Source organism: Clostridium gelidum, from assembly GCF_019977655.1.
Lineage (GTDB): Bacteria > Bacillota > Clostridia > Clostridiales > Clostridiaceae > Clostridium > Clostridium gelidum.
The window spans coordinates 1,765,203-1,787,729 of record NZ_AP024849.1 but is presented as its reverse complement, the minus strand read 5'-3'; the positions used below and the strand labels follow the sequence as shown (position 1 = coordinate 1,787,729).

The 22,527-nt window shown below is 29.2% G+C and carries 21 protein-coding genes and 1 pseudogene; 5 read left to right on the top strand and 17 right to left on the bottom strand.

The window, feature by feature from the left end:
* The first annotated feature begins 365 nt into the window (after positions 1-365).
* Complete coding sequence (locus psyc5s11_RS07895) at positions 366-977, top strand: hypothetical protein (RefSeq protein WP_224037062.1); 612 nt, start codon at positions 366-368, stop codon at positions 975-977.
* Positions 978-1,079: 102 nt separating this feature from the next.
* Here the strand turns inward: psyc5s11_RS07895 and psyc5s11_RS07890 are convergent, their stop codons facing one another.
* From psyc5s11_RS07890 to psyc5s11_RS07870, 5 genes are all read right to left on the bottom strand, one after another.
* A complete protein-coding gene (locus tag psyc5s11_RS07890) occupies positions 1,080-2,549 on the bottom strand; it encodes an MDR family MFS transporter (protein ID WP_224037061.1) in 1,470 nt (489 codons plus the stop codon).
* 108 nt (positions 2,550-2,657) lie between these two features.
* On the bottom strand, positions 2,658-3,395 hold the full coding sequence (locus tag psyc5s11_RS07885; protein ID WP_224037060.1) for a phage replisome organizer N-terminal domain-containing protein: 738 nt from the start codon (positions 3,393-3,395) through the stop codon (positions 2,658-2,660).
* Positions 3,396-3,860: 465 nt separating this feature from the next.
* Positions 3,861-4,955, bottom strand: coding sequence for a sensor histidine kinase (locus psyc5s11_RS07880; RefSeq protein WP_224037059.1), 1,095 nt, complete (start codon positions 4,953-4,955; stop codon positions 3,861-3,863).
* On the bottom strand, positions 4,945-5,640 hold the full coding sequence (locus psyc5s11_RS07875) for a response regulator transcription factor (RefSeq protein ID WP_224037058.1): 696 nt from the start codon (positions 5,638-5,640) through the stop codon (positions 4,945-4,947). Before psyc5s11_RS07875 ends, psyc5s11_RS07880 begins: the two co-directional genes overlap by 11 nt.
* A gap of 131 nt (positions 5,641-5,771) precedes the next feature.
* Positions 5,772-7,727, bottom strand: a complete 1,956-nt coding sequence (locus psyc5s11_RS07870) for a serine hydrolase (RefSeq protein WP_224037057.1) — start codon at positions 7,725-7,727, stop codon at positions 5,772-5,774.
* Positions 7,728-7,967: 240 nt separating this feature from the next.
* Between psyc5s11_RS07870 and psyc5s11_RS07865 the strand changes: the two genes are divergently transcribed.
* Positions 7,968-8,648, top strand: coding sequence for a helix-turn-helix domain-containing protein (locus psyc5s11_RS07865; protein WP_224037056.1), 681 nt, complete (start codon positions 7,968-7,970; stop codon positions 8,646-8,648).
* On the top strand, positions 8,621-9,535 hold the full coding sequence (locus psyc5s11_RS07860; protein WP_224038150.1) for an IS3 family transposase: 915 nt from the start codon (positions 8,621-8,623) through the stop codon (positions 9,533-9,535). Before psyc5s11_RS07865 ends, psyc5s11_RS07860 begins: the two co-directional genes overlap by 28 nt.
* Positions 9,536-9,654: 119 nt before the next feature.
* On the opposite strand, the pseudogene psyc5s11_RS07855 reads toward psyc5s11_RS07860, so the two are convergent.
* A pseudogene (locus psyc5s11_RS07855) lies at positions 9,655-9,853 on the bottom strand (tRNA-dihydrouridine synthase); the annotation flags it as partial.
* A 55-nt stretch (positions 9,854-9,908) separates the two neighbouring features.
* Between psyc5s11_RS07855 and psyc5s11_RS07850 the strand changes: the two are divergent.
* Positions 9,909-10,787, top strand: coding sequence for a PHP domain-containing protein (locus psyc5s11_RS07850; protein WP_224037055.1), 879 nt, complete (start codon positions 9,909-9,911; stop codon positions 10,785-10,787).
* A 574-nt stretch (positions 10,788-11,361) separates the two neighbouring features.
* Here the strand turns inward: psyc5s11_RS07850 and psyc5s11_RS07845 are convergent.
* The 5 genes from psyc5s11_RS07845 to psyc5s11_RS07825 all read right to left on the bottom strand — a co-directional run bounded on the left by psyc5s11_RS07845 (position 11,362) and on the right by psyc5s11_RS07825 (position 17,520).
* Positions 11,362-11,703 (bottom strand): hypothetical protein, encoded by a 342-nt coding sequence (locus psyc5s11_RS07845; RefSeq protein ID WP_224037054.1) that lies wholly within the window; start codon positions 11,701-11,703, stop codon positions 11,362-11,364.
* A gap of 11 nt (positions 11,704-11,714) precedes the next feature.
* Complete coding sequence (locus tag psyc5s11_RS07840; RefSeq protein ID WP_224037053.1) at positions 11,715-12,104, bottom strand: YtxH domain-containing protein; 390 nt, start codon at positions 12,102-12,104, stop codon at positions 11,715-11,717.
* A gap of 139 nt (positions 12,105-12,243) precedes the next feature.
* Positions 12,244-13,053, bottom strand: a complete 810-nt coding sequence (locus psyc5s11_RS07835; RefSeq protein ID WP_224037052.1) for a helix-turn-helix domain-containing protein — start codon at positions 13,051-13,053, stop codon at positions 12,244-12,246.
* Between the two features lie 145 nt (positions 13,054-13,198).
* Positions 13,199-16,282 (bottom strand): efflux RND transporter permease subunit, encoded by a 3,084-nt coding sequence (locus tag psyc5s11_RS07830; protein ID WP_224037051.1) that lies wholly within the window; start codon positions 16,280-16,282, stop codon positions 13,199-13,201.
* Positions 16,282-17,520, bottom strand: a complete 1,239-nt coding sequence (locus psyc5s11_RS07825; protein WP_224037050.1) for an efflux RND transporter periplasmic adaptor subunit — start codon at positions 17,518-17,520, stop codon at positions 16,282-16,284. Before psyc5s11_RS07825 ends, psyc5s11_RS07830 begins: the two co-directional genes overlap by 1 nt.
* 174 nt (positions 17,521-17,694) lie before the next feature.
* Between psyc5s11_RS07825 and psyc5s11_RS07820 the strand changes: the two genes are divergently transcribed.
* Complete coding sequence (locus psyc5s11_RS07820; protein WP_224037049.1) at positions 17,695-18,279, top strand: TetR/AcrR family transcriptional regulator; 585 nt, start codon at positions 17,695-17,697, stop codon at positions 18,277-18,279.
* A 457-nt stretch (positions 18,280-18,736) separates the two neighbouring features.
* On the opposite strand, the gene psyc5s11_RS28190 is transcribed toward psyc5s11_RS07820, so the two are convergent.
* The 6 genes from psyc5s11_RS28190 to thiS are packed head-to-tail and all read right to left on the bottom strand — an operon-like array spanning position 18,737 to position 22,448.
* Positions 18,737-18,865 carry a hypothetical protein gene (locus psyc5s11_RS28190; protein WP_375542006.1) on the bottom strand — a complete coding sequence of 43 codons (129 nt, stop codon included), beginning with the start codon at positions 18,863-18,865 and terminating at the stop codon, positions 18,737-18,739.
* Positions 18,862-19,458 carry a thiamine phosphate synthase gene (locus tag psyc5s11_RS07810; RefSeq protein ID WP_224037048.1) on the bottom strand — a complete coding sequence of 199 codons (597 nt, stop codon included), beginning with the start codon at positions 19,456-19,458 and terminating at the stop codon, positions 18,862-18,864. Before psyc5s11_RS07810 ends, psyc5s11_RS28190 begins: the two co-directional genes overlap by 4 nt.
* Complete coding sequence (gene thiH / locus psyc5s11_RS07805; protein WP_224037047.1) at positions 19,451-20,608, bottom strand: 2-iminoacetate synthase ThiH; 1,158 nt, start codon at positions 20,606-20,608, stop codon at positions 19,451-19,453. The genes psyc5s11_RS07810 and thiH overlap by 8 nt, the downstream gene beginning before the upstream one ends.
* Before the next feature lie 15 nt (positions 20,609-20,623).
* The gene (locus psyc5s11_RS07800) at positions 20,624-21,400 is read right to left on the bottom strand and encodes a thiazole synthase (protein WP_224037046.1); all 777 of its coding nucleotides are present in this window, start codon (positions 21,398-21,400) and stop codon (positions 20,624-20,626) included.
* A gap of 39 nt (positions 21,401-21,439) precedes the next feature.
* Positions 21,440-22,249, bottom strand: a complete 810-nt coding sequence (thiF, locus tag psyc5s11_RS07795) for a sulfur carrier protein ThiS adenylyltransferase ThiF (RefSeq protein WP_224037045.1) — start codon at positions 22,247-22,249, stop codon at positions 21,440-21,442.
* 1 nt (position 22,250) lies between these two features.
* Positions 22,251-22,448 (bottom strand): sulfur carrier protein ThiS, encoded by a 198-nt coding sequence (thiS, locus tag psyc5s11_RS07790; RefSeq protein ID WP_224037044.1) that lies wholly within the window; start codon positions 22,446-22,448, stop codon positions 22,251-22,253.
* Positions 22,449-22,527 lie beyond the last annotated feature (79 nt).

Below are 22,527 nucleotides of genomic sequence, written 5' to 3'. Positions count from 1 at the left end.
TTTACGCCACATTACGTTCCAAAAAACTTATTTTTACGTTATATTTGCAATAAATACAACGTTACTATTACATAGTAACAAATTTGCTAATTATAGTAAATATAAAAAACTTTCTTTCAGACCATAAAATCATATTTATTTAAATAATAATTTCATAATAAATATGATTAACTATTTCTTTCTTTGAATCGAAAAGGAGCATCGCTCCTGATTAAAAATTAATCATTTTGCGACACTCCCTTTCTTCTTTGTCTCTAATTTTTAGTTTCAAATTTTTAACATCGTCTTTACCCATTTATAAATTTAAATTAATAATCATATAGTACTATAATAATATAATTATGATTTAAAAGGATGGTGTGAAAATGCAGACTAAAAATTTAGTAGTTTATAATAACAATTTTAATTTAAGATCAAAATTCACAAAAAATTTTAAATCCATAAAAAAATCAAACCTGCTAATTGGATTACTAATCTCATTACTATTAGCTATTTCTTTCTTAATCATAAGTGATTTTTTCAATGTTTTATACAGTACTAATAATAAAGCTGCTTCAATGGCAGACTTCAAATTAGATATCAATAATCTTAGTGAAACAGCACTTGTTATTGAAAGTGAGAGAAAATCAAGTAATGATTCCCAAATTAATAGTTTTGGCTCTGACGGTTCACTAATGAAATTAGATGAAATTAGACCTAAATTAACTGCTGCATTAGTTAATATTGCAGATCTAAATGAGGATAAAAAAATATCTAATGAAGAAATAGCTTCACTTGAAATAATGCGATTAAACCAAAATCTTTTTAAAAATGAACTTAAAACACTTGGATTCAATTTCAAATCACCAGATTGCAATTTGAATAATTATATTATTATAACCCAGGGGAAATCCGCAGGTACAATTCTTTACAATGGACCTTTTCAATTTATTGATAATAGAAATAAACGATATTTTGGATTAGAATTATCAATTTAGGCACATGTAAATAAATAACAAGTCCAAAGTTGCCATGAATATTTTTCATGTTCCTTAATGTTTTTAGAGTCAGATTACACTTTATAAAAGTGCTTTATCGTTCTAAATCTTAGACTCTGTTGTCTTGGTATTACTTGATATTTTAGGCATTACTAGTGATAAAATCAATGATATGCTAGATATAATTATAAGTATTATAAACAGAACATGCAAAGAACTATTTAAAGACAGCTTTATCTGCTCAATAGTTACAGCAGTATTATATGTAGATGATTTATATAAATTGCTCGGGTCTACTCCGTTTATGCCGAGCTTAATAAAGTATTTAATTATATATAAGTTAAATATACTTCCAAATACACTTACACCTATTGTTTGCCCTAATGTCCTAAGCAATGAATTAGTAGCCATTGCAACACCTCTTTTGTTATATTCTACGGATTCTTGAACAATTATAGTTAAAGTAGTAAAAGCTCCACCAAATCCAAAACCCATTATAAAAACATATACTAACACTAATAATAGTGAAGAATTTATAGTTAGAGTAGGCAATAATATTGTACTAATAAGTAAAATAACATTAGATATTATTATTACTGCTTTCCCGCCATACTTTCCTATGCATTTCCCTAAAACAACTGAAGCTATAAGCCAAGACACTGACATTGGAGCCAAAGCTAGTCCTGATATCTTAGCATTAAAACCTAGTACATTTTGCATATATATTGTCAAATAAACATCTGCACCTATAAGTACCGCTGACGCTAAAAAACTTACTAAATTTATAATTGTACTTGTCTTTGTAAATATGTCAAAAGGAATAATTGGCTCTTTTGCTTTTCTTTCTATTTTATAGAATGCAAATAACAATATAATAGTTATGAGCATTGATATTACAATAAATATATTACGATTAAAACTTATATTTTCAGCTGATAGGAAAATATTTAAAAATATGATCATTGCAATTGATAAGGTAATAATCCCTGCAAAATCTATGGTATGCTTTTTCTTCTCAAAGGTTTCATCTAGATTTTTTTGAAGAAGTATAACTGATAATATTCCAAAAGGAAGATTTATAAAAAATATCCAATGCCAAGACAGCATATCAATTAATATTCCTCCTAGAAATGGACCTGCAAGACTTGCAATTCCCCATACTGTACCTATAATCCCTTGAACCTTAGGTTTTTCCTCAACAGTAAATACATCTCCAACAATTGTATATGTAACTGTAAATATTGCACCTGCACCCACTCCTTGAATTGCACGTGCTCCAATCAACATATACATAGTCTGTGATACTCCACACAAACAGCTTCCAACTAAAAATATTATTATTCCGATTGAAAGTATATTTTTTCTTCCATATAAATCTGATAGCTTACCATATATAGGTGTAGAAATTGCAGAAGTTAATAGATATACTGAAAAAACTAAGCTGATAATTTCAAACCCCTGCAAATCCTTTACTATTGTTGGAATGGCTGTAGTGACAACGGTTCCTTCAACTGCTCCCAGAAACATTGCTACCATTAATGCTATTAATATATTTCTCTTTCTATGATCCATTCTTTAAATCACTTCCTCTCTATTTCCTTAGTTACATTTATTAATCAGACTTTATAAGTATATATATATTAACCCATTTATACAACAAATTCAAACTACATTAACCAATCAAAAAGACCACCTAGAAATAACACTCTCGCCTTCCTCCAAAGGCTTTTCTTCATCAGAATCATAAAAATAAACTATTTCATTATCTAAAGCGTCTTCCTCATCATTGATATCAGAGCTCTTACCTTTTTTCTTATTTTTATTTGCCTTCTTATTTTTCTTAGTGTCCAATAACATAAGAATATTATCCTGTGAATTATTACTAGTATTATCAACTTTATTAATGCTACTACTAGGAATTTCTAAATTACCTCTGTCATGAATTCTAACAACTTCTGCTTGATTTCGAATTGTTTTATTTTCAGCTTCTGTATTTTTATTATCATCTATTTCATTTTTTGAAGCTTCTTTTAAAACTACTTCTTTGCTCTTCACTTCATCATCTTTATTTTTAGGATTTATTTTTTCTTTCACCTTTATATTTTGATGCTTAGCAAAATTTTTCACTCTATAAACATTACCTTCAATAAGTTCAAGCATTTCTAATTCCATGAATACATCTAATGCTAATTTAATTTGATCCTCACCTCTGTTAAATTCTATTGCTAAAGTTTCAATTGTATATGGAAGGGTTTTTGACATATATAAATCACCCTCTAAATTAACCTTGCCAGCCAAAGTTACAATCCTAGTCCAAACATAGTGAATAAGATCTCTTTCAGGTTTTATATCTATTATTTTGAATTTTGTATCATTATACATATCAACTGTAAATTTCACGTACTTTCTTTCTCTCATAATATCAATCTCCTTAAAATTTTTTATTTTAATCTACCTACATTTAGGATATATGAATTTTTTAATAAAATCACAGTAAATTAAATAAATTTTTTTCTATTAAAATACTACAATTTTTTCATATCAATTAGATTTTTAGCGAAAAGAAAAAAGATACTACATCCTAAAATGTAATATCTTTTTATAAATAAAATCCAACGTGAATCTCTTCTTTTAGTTACTTATCCTTTTAAAGGAATTTCAGGTCCTACTAGATCCAATTGATATAACACTAAATCTAGCCACTGTGCTTAATTAGCATCGTTGTAAATCTACAAAATATCCATTAAATCTTTTTCTGTTGCTTGTCTTATCATTTTTTTATTCCTTTCGTAATAAACTAACTTGTATATATTTTAGCATCTTCCATATAAGACGTAAAATTATACATCAAGTCCTAATAATCCATTTTTATATATAAAATCTTCAACTATTAATAAGTAATTTTAATTCAAATTGTGTTTCTTCTTTAGAGCTTTTAACATTTATCTCTCCATAATGCAATTCTATTGCTGCTTTTACAATTGCTAAACCTAATCCTGTCCCTTCTTTTTTATCACAAGATTTTTCTACTCTATAGAATTTATTAAACAAATTTGTTAAATCCTCTTGTTTTATTTGTTCTCCATAATTCACAAACTTAACAATAGCCTTATCATTTTCTTTATCTATAATTATATCTAAATATTTTCCTTCACTAGCATACTTAATGCTGTTACTTATTATATTTTCAAATGCCCTTACTAATAAAATAGGATCTGCATTTATTTTTAAGCCTTTGCTTTTTGAGGTTATTCTATATTCCATATTATTATCTTCAAAAGATGGTATAAATCCCATAGTTACTTGCTCAATTAATTCTTCTATGCCTATTTCAGTTTTATTCAACTTCAAATCTATATTATTTATTTTAGTAAATTCAAAAAGCTGATCTATAGAACTTTTCAATTTTTTAGCTTTCTCTAATGAAATATTGCAATAATGTCTTAATTTATCATCATTATTAGTACCTTTTTCTATTAACTCTAAGAACCCAAGAATTGAAGTTAATGGAGTTCTTAAATCATGTGATAAATTAGTAATTAAATTGTTTTTCTGACTTTCCCATTCTCTTTCTTTTTTAATTAATTCATTTAAATTATAAGCCATCTTGTTTACATCGCTTGCTAATATTCCAAGTTCATCTTTTCTTCTAATAGGAATCGTCACATCCATCTTTCCTGTAGATACTAAATTTAAAGTTTGAGAAATTTCTTCTATATAGTCAGTAATCTTGTTCATTTTTTTTATAAATATTAAGCACAATAGACATATAAACAAGAAGAAGATTGCAAAAGTACAAATCATCATAAATTCTCTACTATTGTTATAAGCATTCGCAAATCCTACATAAAGATTTTTAGATAAAATATGTAGCATTGCAAATCCTAAAATAAATATAACTATTGTCACTATAAATGCTTGTACTCCACTAACAAAAAAGTTAATGATAATATTATATTTTATACTTCTACTCTTCAATTTTGTATCCAACTCCCCATATTGTTTCTATTATCCTAGGTTCCTTAGGGTTTTCCTCTATTTTTTCTCTAAGCCTCCACATATGAACCATTACTGTGTTATTTCCTTCAAAATATTTTTCTTTCCAAACTTCTTTAAATATATCCTCAGCACTAAATACTTTGCCCATATTATTTGCTAGTAGTAACAAAATCTCATATTCTATTGGAGTCAATTTTAATTCTCTATCTAATAAAGATACTTTATGATTCTTTTTATTTATAGTTATATCTTTAAATTCAACAATATCAATATCATTAGGTTTATTGCTTTTTTCATTTAAAAAGATATATCTCCTTATTTGAGATTTAACTCTAGCAATTAGCTCCATAGGATTAAAAGGCTTCACCATATAGTCATCTGCTCCAGTTGATAAACCTTGTATCTTGTCCATATCTTGACTTTTAGCACTAACCATTATTATTGGTATATTGTAATCTTTTCTAATTTTCATACATACTTGAAATCCATCTATACTTGGCATCATTATATCTAAAATAACAAGATGAATTTTTTCTTCATTTACTATGTTAATGCCATCACTACCATTATACGCTTTAAAAACCTTATACCCTTCATTAACTAAATACACTTCCATAAGTTCAACTATTTCAACTTCATCATCTATAATTAATATATTAAACATATAAACTTATCCCCTCATTCAATAATAATCCTTATTATACTATAATTTCCTACAACAATTATATATTATAGCCTAAAAGATTAAAGTAATATAATATCCATTCTTTTGCAACTCATTAAATGAATTAAATATTAATATACTTTGAATCCCAAAATATTCGCATAATATGCACTAAATATAAATGCTAAATTAACTATATTTATAACTGCAAGATAAACTTTTTCTTTATGATATCTTTTCTTTTTAAATAAAATAATAATGAAAATTACTAATTGAATAACCGATACTATTGTTCCTGCTACCAATATTCCCAATAAAATATATAATAGCATCATAAAACTAGAATCGTATGAAATAACCATAGCTTGTGCTAACATCACAGAACCTACAAATCCCACTATGTTTAATATTCCTATAGCTACGTTAGCTAAATTTAGTTTATCAAATATATTTAATTTTTCTTTATTCTTTTTAAATAATCTTCTAATATACTTAACTGCATTAAGCAATATATTTAGTGTAAAAGTTATTATTCCACCTAATAATATTGCTATGTTAAAAATTCTGCCCTCATAAAAACTTAATTTCTCAAAAGAATTATGACTTACATCATTAAATGCATATGTTACTTTTCCATTATCCTTTCTAAAAGCAAAATCACCTTTTCCATCTTGTCTTGCAAATACACCATCCTGATATTCTACTAATTTTGTAGTAACTTCTTCTTTTGCTGATGTACATTCTTTAAGAGTTAATGTACCATCGTTATTATTTTCAATTGTCATATCAGGATCAGAAAAAGAGAAAAACTTCATTAAATTACTTTTTCCGCATGCATCATAACTTCTATACGATCCAGCATATTCACTATAATCTTTATCTGCTTTTGGAGATACTTTTTCAAATTTATTATTTTCTGCTGGATAAAAATGATTTAAAAATGCTTCTTCAAAATCAAAAGGAAGTGCACCTAATGAATTAGTTGCTATATATACACCTAAGTTTTCTTCTGGCACTAAAAACATTGATGTAGTATATCCTACTGGCAATGCTCCTTCATGCTTTAAAACTAATTTATTATTTCTATCACTTCTTATAAATCCATATCCCATTCCTGATAAATCATCATTATTAGAGAATTCTTTTTTTTGCATCAACTCTTCTGTTTCTGGCTTTAACATAGATTGTCCATTAATTTGGTCTTTATTTAAATGGGCTTGCATAAACTTTTCCATGTCAGTAGCTGTTGCAATTATTCCTGATGCTCCTAAATTATATTCATAAGCCCAATCTTGAAATTTATATTTTCCATCATCATATGCATATGCTTTTGCCATTGTTTCATTTTTGGCTCTAATGTAACTATTTTTCATTCCTAAAACATCTAATATATTTTTTTGTACATATTCTTGATAACTTTCACCTGATGCATTTTCAATTACGTATCCAAGTAAACCATATCCCTCATTTGAATATCTACTTACTGTATTTGGTTCTCTAACTACTTTAGGTAAGTGTTTGCTTATAAAATATTGTTGTGATTTTATATCATTTTTATTAAATGTGCCTATATCAAGTTCACTTTCTTCATCAACACCACTTGCATGTGTCAATAAATTAGCACATGTAACAGGTTCACAGTATGGATTATTAACACTAAATGGTTTTATATAGTTATTAACATTCTCATCTAAATCTATCTTCCCATCTTCATAGAGTTTCATAATAGCTGTTGCTGTAAATAACTTACTTACTGATCCTAATGGAAAAGTTGTTTTATCGGGATCAACCAAAACATCATTTTCTACATCACTATATCCATAACCCTTTTTAAATATTTCCTTACCATCCTTTATTACAACTACAGCCGCTCCAGGTACTAAGTACTTTTCCATATTCTCCTTGAAGTAATTATTCATGAAATTATTAACATCTTCTTCATTACTTATAACTCTATATACTTCATTAGATTCTTCTTCAGCTTTTACTTCTTTTAAAATAAAGTTATTACTTAAACCAATTGAAATTAAAAATATTGTTAACAATACTCCAATTATTCTCTTTAATTTCTTTAATATTATATTCATAAGATTCAACTCCTTAACTTTTCTGTAATTTAATCTTACTAGAATATAATTTTTTAATTATAACTTTTTTCTTACGAAGATTTTAATTTTTTATATTTTTTCTTTTATAGTGGAAATAAATATCAAGCTATTCTATGAATTTCTACAAACAAAAACCCACTACAAAATGATTTTGATATGCTCCCTTTATAGTAGACAGTTAAAATAATAAAACTGTTTCTATAAAGGGGGTATTTTATTTTGCCTAGAAAATCAAAAGTAATATCTGAAGTTAAGGTACAAGTTGTTGAAGAATACTTAACAGGCGTAAAAAGTATGGCTCAGATAGCATATGAATTACAAATCAACTACAGTACAATTCAAGACTGGGTAATTAAATTTAAACTATTTGGATCCAAAGGATTAATAACTGAAAATAGTAATGCAAGTTATTCTTCTGAAATTAAAAGACAAGCAATAACTGATTTTAATAATGATCAAGGTTCTTTAAGAGAAATTTGTATCCGCTATAATATTTCATCACATAGTATTCTTCGTCGATGGATAAAGCAGCATAATTGTGATAAGATATTGGAATCTTATCATACTAAAGGAGCTGCTATTATGAATAATGGAAGAAAAACTACTTATGAAGAAAGAGTTGAAATTGTTGCATTCTGCATTTCGAATAATGATGCTTATCAAGCTACTGCTGATAAATTTAAGGTTTCTTATCAACAAGTTTATACATGGGTAAGAAAATACAAAGCTAATGGATATGAAAAGCTAATGGACCGCCGCGGTAAGCGTAAAGAAGCTGATGAGCTTACTGAGTCTGAAAAATTCGCTGCACAATTTAAACTTATCGAAGCAGAAAATAGACGTTTAAAGATGGAGAATGATTTCTTAAAAAAATTGAACGAAGTAGAAAGAAGGCGGTAAGTACCAGAACACTCCAAGAATATAAATATATTTCTATAAAAGATTTACATAATGAAAAGGGCTATCCAATAGCTGATTTATGCAGTTTAGCTAGTATTGCAAGATCCTCTTATTACAAATGGATTAATCGTCCCAAGACTGAATTAGATAGAGAGAATTCACTAATACTAAAAGAGATTGTTAAGCTTTATGAAGACGTACATGGTATCTATGGATACCGTCGGATAACAATGAATATAAATAGACTTGTGAATAAACAGTACAATCATAAACGAATTTATAGATTAATGAAGTCTATTAACATGAAATCAGTTATAAGAAAAAAGAGAAAAGCTTATATTCAAAGTACTCCACAAATCACGGCAGAAAACAAATTAAATAGAGAATTCTATGCAAAGAAACCAAATGAAAAATGGTTAACAGATGTTACTGAATTTAAGCTACTTAATGGCCAAAAGGCTTACCTCAGTGCAATATTTGATTTATCTGATAAAAGCATTGTTTCTTATGTGGTCGGTCACTCAAATAACAATCAACTTGTTTTTGATACATTTGACTTAGCAGTAATTGCGAATCCGACTGCGAAGCCACTTTTTCATAGTGACAGGGGATTTCAGTATACTAATAGAACTTTCAAATCTAAACTTGATAAAATCAATGCAACTCAAAGCATGTCACGTGTCAGTAGGTGTATCGACAACGGACCAATGGAAGGTTTTTGGGGAACTCTGAAATGTGAGATGTACTATTTGCAAAAATTTTATACATACGAAGAATTAAGACAAGCAATTGATGAATATATAGTTTTTTATAATACAAAAAGGCTACAGAAAAATTTAAAAGGTCTGACTCCAATTGAATATCTAAATCAGACCTTGTCTTCATAATTTTTTTATTTTTTCATATGTCTACTTGACAGGGTGCAGTTCATTTTCGTGGGTTTTCATTCTTAAAAGATTTGATATTCTTGTCCAAATACTTTTCATATAAAATATTATTATCCAATTGAAACAACCGTTTCAGCAGGACATCCTAAATTTAAATTAACCTCGTTATAACCTAATTGTTGTAATTTACTCGAAAGTGTAATGAAACCTTCTGAATCATCAGTAAGTATTTGAGGCACTATAATTCATACCTTTATTATTTTCAGGCAAAGCATCCCTTAATTCTTTAGTTTTAAGACTTCTGCTTTTATTTGCCATTACTTGTAAAGTGATATAAAATAAAGATTACAAATAAAAACGGAGGATGCATTAAATGATAGATTTACATATTCATACAACTTCATCAGATGGTTCAGATGAACCGAAAGATATTCTTATTAAGGCACAACAAGCAGGTCTAGAATATATTTCTATTACAGACCATGACTCTATTGGTGCTTATAAAAAACTTAGAGATATCAACGTACATAATTATTTTGAAGGTAAAATTATTCCTGGCTGTGAGTTTTCTGTTGTTCATAATGGAAAACCTATTGAAGTATTAGGATACGGTATAGACCTTGAAGCAATAGATTCAACTGGAATTGTTTCAGATGAGAAATTTCTTGAAAGAGAAAATACTTACCTAAAAAAATTGATGGAAGTATGCAAAAACCTTAATATTAAATATAGTGATAATCTATCAATTAATAATGGAAAATATTTTGCTAATCAAATAATGCACGCTGATCTTAGGAAATATCCTGAAAATGAAAAACATTTCACTAAAGACGTTTGGGAAAGTCTCAATGCATTTTATAGAACTTGTGCCAATAATGAAGATAGTCCATTTTTTCTTGATCAAACAAAAAACTATCCCACAGTACCCGAAGCTGCTACTCTTATAAAAAAAGCAGGTGGCAAAGCATTCCTTGCTCATCTTTATGGATATTTTGCAGATGACCATAAAGAATTTTTAAATTCAATAGTGTCGTTAAATGCACTTGATGGAATAGAATGTTACCACTCTCTTCATACAATTGATAAAACAAAATATCTGCTTAATTATTGCACTGAAAACAATCTTTATGCATCAGGTGGTAGTGACTATCATGGAAAACTTAAACCTAATGTTAAAATTGGTGAAAGCATCCCTGGTTCAAAAATATCATATGAAATATTAGAGCCATGGCTTCCAAGTAATCTGATATAAAGCCTTTCTACAAATTAAAATAACTCAAAATAATAAGGAGAACCCCTCCATTTGGATTGGGTTCTCTAGATTACTTTTCACACTTTTTATTCAATGATCATATGTCTTGTATCTGTGTTAAAAAGTCATTATCGCAAAGTAAATTGTTTGTGCAAATCAATTTCACACTAGAATTGGTGGTTTTTCATTATTTTCAAATCAATTTTTCTGTTAAAATTTATTTTGGGAATTATTGGTTATTAACTGTCCGTATGTCAGGTTCATACTTACACAATAGACAGTCTATGTGTCCGAATATAAAAGCCAATTTGCAACATATATAATATAATTTTTTTCCTATTAAAAAAAGATACTATTACCTATTTGCAATACCTTGAGATTTAATACCAAATTTTCACTTCTAAAACCACCTAATTTTGCCATTAAATATTGTCTTATAAGAATTAAAATACTATTTTATTACTTCTAAATAATAAAATAAAAACTTTCTACTTCCAAATACTTAAAATCATATTGGAATATAGAAAGTTTTATACCATTATATGTATCATAATTCAACATTACTAAGATATTATTATTTAAGCCATACGCCTCTTATAATCTTAAAAATATCTGTAATTATTTCAATGTGATCAACTATTTCTTTTTTTGTATCAATTGCTGTAGAAGTAGCTTCAATAATGACATCACTTGTTGTCTTTAGATTTTCACTTAACTCAACTGCATTATTCGCTATAATTGGCATTGATTTTACTGTCTCTGAAATATTTGTAGAATTTTCATTCCAAAATACCGATATTTGCTTTAACAGTAAATTTAACTTATTCAAGCAAAGTATCAAATAAACCAAAACAACTACTGCTAATATGATTAAAATACCATAACATAGAGTTGAAACTTCAATATACATTTGCATCCCCACAATTTCTATCCAATAGTTTTTTCCTCAACCTCTTCTTTTTCTATTGATTTATTTTCTAAATCTTGATCCTCTTGAGATGAATCACATTTTTTTCCTCTTTTTTCTGAAAGATAACTATTAATTTTATCTCTTGTTTCATTGACACTGGTTGATAATTTTTCTTTCTTCTCTTCAATATCCTTTTTTAAATTTTCATTATTTTCTGTAACCTTTTTAACAACATCTTCTCTAAGTTCTTTACCTGACTTAGGTGCTAATAACAAGCCTCCAATAACACCACCTATTCCAGTCGTTAATAATGATACAGTAATTCCAATTATTTTTTTTGTTCTTTCCTTTTTTTGTTTCCTAATTTTTTCTTTTTTCATTTCAGAAATCATATTTTTTAACAACATATATCATACCTCCCATAAAAAAATGCATATAACTCATTTTAGTAATTTTTATATTATAATTCTTTTAATATAAAAATGTCTTAGGCATATTTTATAACAAATTATACTAATTATCTTGTAAAAATCGGACAATAGCAAATTATTTAAATAAAGTTGGCGAAATACCACAAAAAAATTTGAATTCTTTCACTAAATGAGACTGATCATAATATCCATTTTCTAATGCAACACTCTTCCAATTTAAATCACGTTTATCTTTAATAGAATATAACATATTTTGAAATCTAACTATTCTACAAAATAATTTTAAATTTATACCTATTTCACTCTCAGATATCCTACTCAGATTCCTAGTACTGTAATTGGTTACCTTTGATAATTCTTCTATAGATACTTGTCCTTTCTTATCATAAATATATCTTATTAAATTTGATATTACAGTTTTGTTTTTGCACGAAGGTGTGTTTTCAAAAAACTCTAAGGTATAATTATCTATAGATGACATTAACATTTTGTTATCTATTTCCTGAGCATTTTTAGGTATATATTTGCAAAAATCACTAATTACATCCTTTAATAAAAATTGCTTGTTGACAATAAATTTCATCGGTATGTTAATCAATTCAGAAAGTTTTCCTGGCAAAATTCTTATTCCAAATATGTTTACACTATTATCTATCTCATAATTAACAGAGCTTGTTATTGGTCCCAAAATAGAAATACTTTTGTCTATGTCTTCTTCATTTAAATCTATCAGAATATTTATACATCCATCTGGAATCAGTGACATCGTATAATTTCTTCTTTCAATTTCTTTTGAAAAAAGCGTAAAATAACATAATACAGTGTTACACATTTCTTTACTAGGATATATTTCTTCGTAGGTTAAATTTTTCGAAATAGTTTTTGAATTAATAGTTGACATTTGAATTGAAATGAATTCACTCATAAAACCTCCATTTCCCACTACCACTGGTGATACAAATATAATTAACTATCCTAAAAGCTTTTAATTAATGTGGTTCACATTTCTCCTCAATAAGTACAACTATTATTGAGGTTTAATAATAACACGTGCATCCTAAATATATTCATTATTTTACATTATCTGCTTTAACTTTTGAATTCTTAAACTTAATCTTCATTTTATCAATTATAACATATATTGCTGGAACTACTACTAAAGTAAGGATTGTAGCATACATTAATCCAAAAATAATAGATACTGCCATAGGCTTAAATAGCACTTCTCCATTCACTGCCATTGGGACTAATCCAACAATTGCAATAATAGCTGTTAACATAACTGGACGAAGTCTCGCTTCACCTGCGTTGATAACTGCTTGATTAATCTCAACACCATTTTTACGTTCATTTTCAATAAATTCAATTAGTACTATACCATTTCTCGCAACAATACCAATTAATGTTATAACTCCAAGCATTGCCATAAATCCAAGGGACTTTCCTGTAATAAATAATCCTATTAAACTTCCACCAAAAGCTAACAAGAATGTGCTTGCTATTATTGCTGGTATGCTAAATGAGTAAAATTGTAATATAATAAGCACTATAATTAAAATCGCAGCTACAGCTAAAAGTTTTATTAAATCTGCAAAAATATCTACAGACTCAACAGTTTCCCCACCAGCTTCCCAAGTGTATCCATCTGGTAACTCAATCTTATTCATCTCTTGCTTAATTTCCTTCATAGCCGATGCAGCAGTGGTTTTTCCAGTAACACTAGCGGATACTTGAACATATCTTTCTAAATTACGATGAGGTATAGAATTAATTGAGAAATCTGGTGTAATTTTAACAAGTTGCTTTAAAGGTATTTGCTCACCAAGTGCATTTGGAACACTAAGTTTCTCGAAATCAACCATAGGATCTTCATTGGATTTGTTTGCATATATGACTATATCAGAAACATCATTTTTATCCTCGAATTTATCTACTACTATTCCATCATTAACTAAACGGATGGTACTCGTAATATCTGAATAATTTACATGCATTTTATCCATTAATGCCTTATTTACTTCTATTTTATAGCTATAATTATCAATTCCAATATTATTCTTAACATTAGTTACACCATTAATAGCTTTTAATTTCCCTTCTACTTCCTGCGTAATATCTCTTAATTTTTCTACATCTTCTCCATAAATCCTTATTTCTACAGGCTTACCTACCGAGAATCCAGCTTGTAATGACTTTGATACTACTTCCGCCTTCGGATAAAGTTCCTTAAATTGCTCATTCCATTTATCAATAAGTCTTTCAGTGGACTCTTTTTTTGTATCAATTTTTACAACAATTTGTCCTGACTGCTCCTTATCTTCAATATTTTCATCTGCTGCAAACATAGCTGGAGCTGGTCCACCTGCGTAAGCTGATACTAATTCAACATTTGGTTGTGAACTAACCCATTTTGATACGTCCTCTACAAGCACATTAGTATCTTTTATGCTACTTCCAGTCTGATTAGTTACATTGATAAGAAACTCTGCTCTGTCCGCCTTTGGGAAAAGTTGCATTGGTATAATGCTGATTAATGAATAAGCTACTAATGTAATTAATGTTGCCGCAGTAATAAATTTCAAGGGATTCTTTAATACTTTCGGCATAAACTTACTTACATATATATTGGTTAGTTTCTTAATTTGATTTCCTAAAAGTCCAGCAGGCTTATTTTTATCTTTCTTCCCCTCTCTTTTACCATACCACTGACGAAAGATAGGTATTATAGTAAGTGCCATTGCCATAGATGCCAACATTGACAAAGAAACAATTACAGGTAATGGCCGCGCAAATTCTCCCGTCATACCTGGTAAAAAAGCTATTGGAACAAATGTACAAATTGTTGCTAAGGTTGCTGTTAAAATTGATATAATAACTTCTTTAGGCCCATTAATCGCAGCTTCCTCAACTGATTCTCCTAATTCAAGAATATGCCTGTCAATATTATCATTTACAACAACAGCATCATCAACAAGAATTCCAAGAACTATGATTAATGCATAGATGGTCATTTGATTAAAAGTAACACCAAATGCTGGTGCCAGCATGAAGCCAATAGACATAGAAATCGGTATTGCTATAGCAACCATTAATGAATCTATAAAGCTTAATCCTAAAGAACATACAATTAAAACTGAAGCAATAGCAATGATCATTTCCTTTGCAAGACTGCTGAACATTTCATTTAATCTTTCATTAATAGAATATACATTTTCAAATTGAATTCCTGCTGGCATTGAATTTTTAAAACTATCTAATTTTTCTGTAACCTTTTTTTGTGTAGATGGTATATCTATTCCTGTTTCACAATTTATGGTAATACCCACTGCTGGCTTGCCATTATGATATACATAATGATCAACTTTTTCTGTAGACATATACGCCTTTCCTATGTCACTTAAATAAATAGGATTTCCTTCTTTGGTCGTTGAAACAATTATTTGATTTAAAATTTTTGGCTCATAAGATTCATCTAATTTTAACTGATATCTATGATTTTCATTATCTAAATTACCAAGGGGCGTTTTATCTCTATCTCCCTTAATAGCACCTGCCACTAGCTTCCACGACACTCCATAATTATACATTTTTTGTGTGTCTAAATCTACTCTAACCTGCTTTTCTGGTAGCCCTACTACTGTAACATCTGCTACTCCTTGCACTGTTTTAATCTGATCTTTCCATTTATCTATGTACGATCTTGCATTATATAATTCTTCTAAAGAATCACTTGTTATATTTAAAGTTTGAACATAACTTTTTGCTAAGTCGTCATTTACCTGTGGTTTTTTTGCAGCTTCTGGAAGCCCTGCTTCCACATCTTGTACTTTTTTTCTTAATTCATTCCATTTTTCTTTTGGTTTTTGATTTTTATTCAACTCTACAGTGACAATAGATACACTTTCTCGAGAATCCGAAGTAATTGATTTTATGCCCTGAATTTCTTTTATTTTATCTTCTACTTTTTTTGTTACAGTATTCTCGATATTTTCAGGTGTTGCACCTGGTAATACAGTTGTGACTACTGCTGAATAACTAGTTATATCTGGTGTTTCCTGTTTTGGCATTGCGAAAAAATTATATACTCCGCCTATTATACATATTACAAAGATTAATATTGTTATTTTCTTTTTTCTAACTACAAACTCAATCACTACTTATCACTCCCCGATACTTTCACGCTGTCATTATTTGATAGTTTGTCCATTCCTTCAATAATTACCTGATCACTCTCATTAATACCTGATTTGATTTCAAATTTATTATTTTTTAATTCTCCAACTTCAACAGCAGTTTTTATTGCTTTGTTGTCTTTTAAAAGAAAAACATAAGGTGATGAACCGCCAGTGCTTATAACAACTTCTTTAGGTAAAATAATGCCTTGTCCATTATCAGTATTATGACTACATGTAACTACCTGCCCAGAACGCCATTTATGATCTGGATTATCTATATTTACCTCTACACTTATACTTCCAGTGTTTGCATTCGTTGTTGCAAATATATTAGTAACTACGCCATCCATTGAATCGTCATATAATTTTGCTGATATTTTATCACCTATTTTCCAAGAAGAAACTTCATAATCTGGAACTGACAAAAGAACTTTAAGCTTATCTATGTTTCCTATTTTATATGCTGGAGTTCCTGGAGCTACTAGCTGTCCTTGAGATATAAGCTTAGATATAACAACTCCATTTATAGATGATCTAAGGGATGTTTTGGAAAGTGCCAGTTCTGCTTGAGCTTTAGCAGCATTAGCTTGATTATAACCTGCATTTGCCTGAGCCTTTTCCTCCTCTGTTGACCCTTCAGCAATTAATGAATATGCCTGCTTTGCACCTTCCATATCTTTTTGTGCTACAGTTACATTGTTCTGAAATTTTTCATAATCACTTTTACTTATAGCTTCTGCTTCAAATAGAGTCTTATTTCTGTTGAAATCAACTACTGCTTGATTATAAGCTATTTCTGCTTGTTCAGCTTTTAATTTTACTTGCTCAACCTGCTGCGCTCTAGCTCCTTTTTCAGTTTGTGTAACTGCTGCAGAAGCCTTATCAGCATTTGCTTGAGCTTGACCTACCTGCAATTCATAATTTTTGCTATCTACTGTTGCTAAAATATCATCCTTACTTACATTGCTACCTTCTTTTGCATTCAAAGAATTTATTATTCCTGAAACTTCAAAAGAAACTGTTGCTTCCTCAAATGGTTGTAATGTTCCAGATAATTCAGATACGTTATTGATACTTTCACTTTTAACATTTTGAACTTTTACTTGTTTACCTTGATTTAAATTGTTTTCTACTGCAGTTGTTGATTTACTACATCCAATTAGAGATGTAAGCATTACTCCAATTAAAATAGGCAAACATAATTTTTTATATTTCATAACTATTCCTCCATAAATAAATGTTAGTGTTTAAAAACAAATGTAACACGTGTTGCTTAATACTCATAGTTGTATTATAATTATTTTATAGTCAACTAACAATGGTCAAAAATCAACAAGCTGTTGTTTAATACTCATATTTTCAAAAAATGTTACCTTATATAGGAGGATATTATGGATAAATACCTAGAAAAAAAAGATCGACGAATTGAAAAAACCCAAAAAAGTATCAGAGATGCTTTAATAACTCTACTAGCAGAAAAAGATGCTTCTAAAATTACTATAAAAGAATTGGCTGAAACCGCAAATATAAACCGTAAGACGTTTTATATGCATTATTCAAGTATTGACGACATATTTGATAAAATCGCAAATGAAGCTATAGAAAAATTTTTACTTATTTTAGATAAATGTGATTTTTTTTATGAACAATTTGATGCATATACCTTTTTCACCACTTTAAATAATGTGCTTAATGAAGATTTTGATTTCTATCAAAAGTTAGTTCATACTAATTCGCATAATTTTCTTTTGATTAAAGTAAAAAGAATATTAAAAGATTCCATTATAGAAAAACTTCATAAAAAACTTACTACTAATGAAGAAGTTCTCAACTTATATGCTGAATTTATCGCTTCCGGAATTATATCCATGTATGTTGAATGGCTTGATATAAATTCGACTCTCTCTTTTGAAGACTTTGCAAATGCAGCTAGCAATATTGCATTTAATGGAATTAATTCACTTATTCTAACTTAATCTCAATCTCGTCTGCATTTATTATAATAATTTATTCCATATACACTGATATCTATAATAGATCTTATTTTCCTATAGAGCTCTATAATAACTCACTAACGTAAGAGCAAAAAAATTAACTCAAATTAATTAAGTTAATTTTTTTACTCTTTTAAAAACCAGATCACGTTCATTTGCTAATTCTTTATCACAATCTGTTCACTTTTAAATTTTTATACTAAATCTCAACCTCATAAGATTGTCTGTAGCCTTATTATATAGCGTAATAATTTATTAAAAGTTACCAAATAGTTACGTTGTATAAATTATTCATATATCTTGATTCTCAAATTTATAATAAGTTAATCAATCTGATTTGTTATTTTTTTGAATATAACTTAATTTAGTTTTAAATAAAATCACCGTCATATATTGCTTTTGTCAATGGTAATGGCTCAAGAGCTCCTTCCAAAATACCTTAGACATATCCTATCAATACTCCATAATTAACAATTTGAATATTATGTTTAACTGTATTATCAATCCTTGAAAGCATGGCTGCTCTATTTAGAAAACGTTCATCATAATGTGCACATTTGTTTTTTATATAAATACCTTAGGATTTTTGCACTTCATTAATCCTGACATAATGCAAATACCATCTGCACCAGCATTAATAGCTTCTTGCGCATTGCTAAGCGAAATACCACCAATAGCGAAAACTGGAATATTTACGCAGCTACAGACTGATGATAAAAATCCTAAACCTCTTGGTGGACTGTCTTTTTTGCAATCAGTCCCAAATATATGTCCTGCTGTAATATAAGTTGCGCCTAAATTAACAGCTTCTATTGCTTCACTTACTGAATGAATAGACACTCCAACTTCATTAAATTCTTTGCATACATCCGGCTTAGATTTTAAAACATGCAACGGCAGATGAATCTTTTCACAATTAAGTTCTTTTGCTACATTATAAAAGTTATGCAATATACACTCTGTATTATTTTTTTTACATATTTTCATTACCTTAGCTGCTAAATCCTTATAATCATTTTCAGATAAATCTTTTTCTCTAAGTACTATGCTGACAGACTTAACCGCTGTGTTTTTTGCATTCAATGAACATATGTCTTGTATCTGTGTTAAAAAGTCATTATAACAAATATGACGATTTGTAATTGCCAATAATTTATACATATATATAATCGCTCATAACTGCTTGAAGACCATGTTTAACTATTGCATCAGCTATTTCTTCTACTGTACGTGGATCTGAAATCTCAAATTGTTCATCACCTTTAGCTTCTTCATCATCGCTATGGCCGCCTATTCCAACTGAAACTCCAGCTGAAATTTTAGTTGCTGCAAGTCCAATTACATTATCACGAAAACCGGCACGTTCACGAGTTGATATTGTAATGTTTGCAAAAGGCAGAAATATTCTATATGCCGTAATTATTTGTAGAAGCTGCCTCTCATGTACATCTTTTGGATTAATTTTATCATTATTAATTATTGGACGTAATCTCGGACATGAAAGTGCAATCTCAGCATGTGGATACTTACGTTGAAGAAGATGTGAATGAACTCCTGTTGCAAAAGCATCCTTGCGAAAATCATCCAATCCTAGCAGTGCAGCAAATCCAACACCTCTCATCCCACCTTTTAACGCTCTTTCCTGTGCATTAAAACGATAAGGAAAAATACGTTTGTGTCCCTCTAAATGTAAGGTTTCATATTTATCTGAATTGTAAGTTTCCTGAAATACAGTAACAAAATCTGCACCACATTCATGTACGTATGCATATTCATCTGAGTTCATTGGATATACTTCAAGACCAACCACTTTAAAATATTTTCTAGCTATTTTGCAAGCTTCACCAATATAAGTAACATCAGACATACTGCGACTTTCACCAGTAAGAAGTAGTATTTCTTGCAGTCCAGTTTTGGCAATACATTGCATTTCTTTTTCTATTTCCTCTGCATTAAGTCTCGCACGCTTAATTTTATTATGGCAGTTAAAACCACAATAAATACAATAGTTTTCACAATAATTAGCAATATAAAGTGGCGTAAACATATAAATTGAATTACCAAAATGCTTACGTGTTTCTAATTTAGCACGCTTAGCCATTTCCTCAAGATAAGGCATCGCTTGTGGCGATAATAAAGCTGCAAAATCTTCAATATCTAATACGTCTTTCTTAAGAGCCATAAGCACATCATGAGCTGTATATTTTTCACAATCATATGCTTCCATTTTTGAGATAACCTGATCCATAACATTAGATTTAAGCACCTCCATACCTTCTATATATTTCATATGATCAATACGTTGTTCCATTTTTATTTCCCCTCCTTAATCTTCAATAAATCCAGTTAATGGTGATGAAGCTGAAGCACCGCTATCAAGTACACTACCAAGCCCTGAAAGATATGCGCCTCTTCCAGCAATTATCGCATTCTTAAAAGCATTTGCCATAGCTGGAATATTACCTGCTGTAGCAATTGCAGTATTAGCCATAATAGCACTAACGCCCATTTCCATAGCTTCACAAGCCTGCGAAGGTCGTCCAATTCCTGCATCTACAATAATTGGAAGTTCAATTTCATCAACTAAAATTTTAATAAAATCACGTGTACTTAATCCCTTGTTTGATCCAATAGGTGATGCAAGTGGCATAATAGCTGAAGCTCCTGCATTTACCATATCTCTTGCAACATTTAGATCTGGATACATATAAGGCATTACTATAAAGCCCTCTTTTGCAAGAATTTCAGTAGCTTTTAATGTTTCATAATTATCTGGCAACAAATATTTTGAATCACGAATAACTTCAATTTTAACAAAATTTCCACATCCAATTTCTCGAGCTAAACGTGCAATACGAACTGCTTCATCAGCATTACGAGCTCCTGATGTATTTGGAAGTAATGTAACATTTTTAGGTATATAATCTAAAATATTAGCGCTGCCACCTAAATTCGCACGACGCAATGCTAAAGTGATAATCTCAGCACCAGCATTTTCAACAGCTGCATTTATTAGATCAAGTGAATATTTCCCAGATCCTAATATAAATCGTGAACTAAACTCATGTCCACCTATAATAAGTTTATCATTATTATTTTCCATGTTTTCTTCTCCTTTATCTTCTTACTGTTAAATTTCATTTTATATTTCTTCTATCCCAAGTATTAATCTTAAAACCATATTTGCCTGATGACCTGCGCAAATAGATACCCGTGGAGCCATTAAACCTCTCCCTACCATAGCACCATTTTTTCCGTCCCCACACAAATAAAAATTATCTGCTATTTTTTTTGTGACTATTGCATTACTACTTTCATATCCTGCCATTCCTGAAGCTGATACAATTTTCTTTTGTTGATAGCATTCAAGAAGAGTATTTACAATCATAGCCTTAGCTTTTGGATTATCAAAAGCTTCACAAATAATATCATCATTTTCAAATAAGCCTTGGACATTTTCTTCAGTAATTTGAATAGTATCAATAGTTACTTTAATAAATGGATTTATTTCTTCAATTTCATTTTTTAAAGCCTCTGTTTTATATAATCCAAGATGTTTAATTTTATATTGCTGACGATTTAAATTGCTAGGTTCTACTATATCAAAATCAATTAAATGTAAATGACCTACTCCTGTTCTTGCTAAACTTACTGCTATATTAGATCCAAGACCTCCAAGACCAGCAATTGCTACATTGGAAGCTTTAACTTTTTCAAACACATGTGGAGTATGCCTTGCACACATCAAACTTTCGAATTCATCTTGTGATGGCATTTTACCTTTTTCAATAAAACTTACTTCATCATTTTCACTAAGCTTATAGTCATCAAAGGTTTGAAATCCATTTAAAATCGATATTATATTTTTTTCATCATCATAATGCTCCCTGCATAGATCATGAAGAGTTAAACAATTAGTTGTTACTTTTTTACCATTAATTTTTATATTCAAATCAGCCGCCTCCTACAAAACTTACAACTTCTATAACATCACCATCAGTTAATATTTTTTCTTCATATTGCGTTTTAGGCACAATAGAGCCGTTAAATTCAACTGCAACAAAAGAAATTTTATAACCTTCTCTTATTAGATAATCAGATAAACTCAAATCATCTGCATTGCTTATTTCATTGCCATTTACAGTTATCATAATTCACCTCCCCAAATTTACATGCACAAAAAAAGGCCACAAAAAGAACTACACCCGTGGTGGTGTACCCCTTCTTGTG